The 3,681-nt window shown below is 62.0% G+C and carries 1 protein-coding gene; it reads right to left on the reverse strand.

The genetic code is table 11. The annotated features are described in order from the left end of the window. Nucleotides 1–3,493 precede the first annotated feature (3,493 nt). Nucleotides 3,494–3,681, reverse strand: a 188-nt coding sequence (locus AC4D12_RS16970) for a hypothetical protein (protein ID WP_490951137.1), incomplete at its 5' end; no start/stop codon positions are given.

Genomic DNA, 3,681 nt, shown 5'->3' on the forward strand with positions numbered 1-3,681 from the left:
CACACCACCAGGTGCGGGGCCTCACCCCATTAACCCCCATTAACCCCCATTACCCCCCCCCCAACACCCCCTCAACGCGGACCCGCAACGGGCGGCCGCAGCCGCAGCCGCAGCATCGGCAAACCGAGCGGCACGTTGTCAACGGTCAGCGGCAAACCAAGCGGCAGACCAAGCGGCAAACCGTCGACGGTAAGCGGCAGATCCGCCGAGAACCTGACCCAGGGCCGAGCCGTGTCCACCGGCCCCCCGGTAGTAACCGCCCGCAACAGCACAATCAGCAAGCAACCTAGGGCAGGAACAGCCAGCGAGCGACTCACGGCGGGAAAGTCGGCAAGCGACCGAGAGCAGGCCGGCGTCGCACCGTCTTCCGGGTCGCATCAGATCGCATCAGACCAGCGCGAGGGTCGCCCGCAGCAGCACTGGTAGTGACACCACAGCCAGCAAGCTCGAGGCAGGAACTGGCAGCAAGCGAAGTGACGCCGGCGCCGGATCAGGATCAGATTGCACACGTCAGCCGGTAGCACCTCCCGCTAGGGTCTGTGTTCAGCGTCAGTCATGTTCACTTTCGTTGGCCGGCACGTCCTGGACCAGAGGTGGTCTGAACCCGATAGCGGATCTTCGCCCGCACGGTCAGTATTCGTAGGTACGCCGGAGAGCGGCTCGTGGACATCCCTCTCCTGAGGTGCCAACTGATGGGTTGACGGCACGGGCCTGATTGCCATCATCGCCCGAGGTACAGCTAGGGGCGGACCATCTCGTAGAGGTGACTCGTACGGAGGCTCCCGCGGGGCGTAGGCACATCGATGCGCCGGCCTTCGCTGTGACGACCTGCTAGGAACAGCTCCCGCACTGTGCGTCCGATGTCTCGGCGTATCCGTTCACGTCCGCTCCTTTCGCGGACAACTCTCGGACCGCACCTGCTCATCCCGTCACCGCGGGAGCCTCCAACTTCTTGCATTACTTCGCGCTGGTGACCTGGTCTTTCGAATTCAGCCGCACGAGCTTGCCGCACAACACTGGCAGTCTCCCCACATCGGAATTGTGGTTCACCTCCGGCGTCGGCCCACACGAGCTCACCGCGCCGTACTTGCCGATCGTGCCAAGCCTGTACCGGCCCATCGAGCCAAGACGATTGTCGGGTGGCTCCCAATTCCTTTGGTCGGCTCCGCTCATCATGGCGGGAGCTTGGCGTCCGGCCGCGCCCCCTCCTCTGAGCGGTGCTCGGAGCCGAGATCTCACAGAAGGTAGTCAGGCGCGGCGTCGCATCCGAACCACGTGTCGAGCACCGCCAACAAGCATCTCCACCAGGCCGCCACTGACATTGGCGCGATACGCTGCCGTCAATCACATCTCGTCGCTGCAGGTCGACAATGCTCCACCGATGGTGCGTGGCAATTCGATGGGGCCAATGACGTGAATTGAGCGAATGGCCAATCGGTAGCCAGCTCACGTTGAATATTGGTCGGGCCACGTCGTTGGCCTGCGCACTATTCACAGAGGGACCGTCTGTTCGGTCAGGCGGACAAATATATCGGTACTCCGATCGTCAGATGTGGGCATCGGCAATTCCTACATCGGCTGTGCCTGGTTCCGGGAGCCGGTCTCTCCGCAAGGGGCTCATCAGTGGTCCCAGGATCATTGCGTCTGCTTCGGTCGGAGCGCCGGTGGTTGGTCTCCGTCCCAGCAATGCGTTCACGGTTTGATCCCGTCTCTCGTTCCCACCGGATCACAATGCTCCGTCCACTCTTTGCTTTCAGCGACGGTGAATCACGTGCTCGAAGTACATGGTCTCGGCTATTCGGTCGACGGACCGACCTCTGAAGTGAGAGCTCATGGGCGGACGCGAACGGATCGGCTTCGCGGTGAGCTGTACAAGGCATAATCCTCTCGATGTGTAAGGCCGATCAGCTCGACAAGCGCACACGGCCAAGGACGGCCTGTGCCTGCTACAGCGTCATCAGTCGAGAAGCATCTGTGTCCATCGACGCTGGTGCAGCATCCTTGCGCGGTATCCGACGGTGCAGCGTTCCCGCGCGGCACATGTGGACGTGGATGGGCAACGACCGCTGAGCGCTGGTCTCGCTCTTCGAGGAGTCCTCGGAACTTCGGCTAGCGAGCGTTCCTCTGGCTCGGCGTCGGATACGTGGTGTCGGAGCTGAAGGATGTCCCCAGTCGATGCACCCGATTCTTCTCGATCTGACTCTGCGCCTGAGTGTTCCTCGTGGTGAGGCCGGAGGCAGGCTCGGCGAGACGCTGGATTTCCGTGCTCGTCGCGAGGTGATCTTCCGACATGGGTGAAGGTGCCTCCATGGCGGGAGGTGGAAGCGGTCATCACATGTAGGTCGACCTCTATTGACCTTCACGACAGCGTCGCGATGAGTCGCAGATGCACGTGGAGTGCCGATGAGTCGGCGATGCACGGGGAGTGTTTTGGGCGGCGGCAGCATGTTCTTCGACAGCATCTGGGTCAGCCCGTCTCGCGGAACGCCGCGTAAAGGGCCGGACCAACAAGCTCTGGAACCGTCAGCGCCGGCGCCACCAGCGCTTGCTCCCACCAGGGGGAGTGGGGAGGCATCCTCGGGTATTGCCTCCGAAGGCGAACGGAGCCATGACGACGACCCGCTGCGCCGGTTGGAGGCTCCTCCGGACTTTCTTCGGGCCAGGATGTGCCCCACAGAGGAGGCGGTTGGACGACGACGAGGCTATAGGTCAGCTCGAGGTGACCGGAGGCGCCGAGGTTCTCGCCGATAGAAGTCCGCTACGTCGGAGCCACTCGCGGGATTGAGAATGAAGCACAGATGGAGACTCCCCAACGGGCTCATCAGTACGACGTGCCCTGGGAACCAAGGTCCGAGCTTCTTCGCGTCGGGCGGGAGGGTTGGCGGAATGGTGTTCCTCAGGCGCGAAGCCCTCAGCGACGAGGTAGTCCGCCGCCCGGCGTATCGGCTGTCCGCCGTGTGCGCCGCCGGTCGTCCCATTGGCCGGCCCCTTCTGGTGGCCGTGGCACCCTATGTTCTGACATCGCTGACTGCATACCTAAAGTGACTCAACCCGTCCGTGTGACCGGAGGTGTGCCAGTCACTTGTACTGAGCCTGAGCCTGAGCCTGAGCCTGAGCCTGAGCCTGAGCCTGAGCCTGAGCCTGAGCCTGAGCCTGAGCCNAGCCTGAGCCTGAGCCTGAGCCTGAGCCTGAGCCTGAGCCTGAGCCTGAGCCTGAGCCTGAGCCTGAGCCTGAGCCCGAGCCCGAGCCCGGGCCCCCGCCTACCGTGCCTTGGAGGAGCTGTCGGACAACCTTGAGTAGGGCGATATCAGCAGTCCACGCGGCCGTTATGCGCCGCCACGAGGACGTGATGCAGGCGACGTCGGGCTGGTTTGCCGGTTGGCCATCGTGGGTGTAATGTTTCATGAGTTGCCCCGATGAGGGCAACCAACCCCTTCACATTGATCGGCCGGTTCGTGCGCTCTAAAGCGAAAACGAATTAGGTCCTTAATTGTCATGGGTTCGTTTGTTGAATTGTTGATTGTGAGCTGTAAGCCACAACCGAGGATTTGACAAGGGAAAAGAAGATGAAATAAGCTGTAAATGTAGCAGCGAGGGAAAGCAAGCCGCTGAAGACGTGAAAGCGTCGGGCTTGTGAGTAATCGGTTGCTCCTGTTGTTTGAGAACTCAATAGTGTGCCAA

Source organism: Arthrobacter sp. TJ-266 (assembly GCF_058269115.1).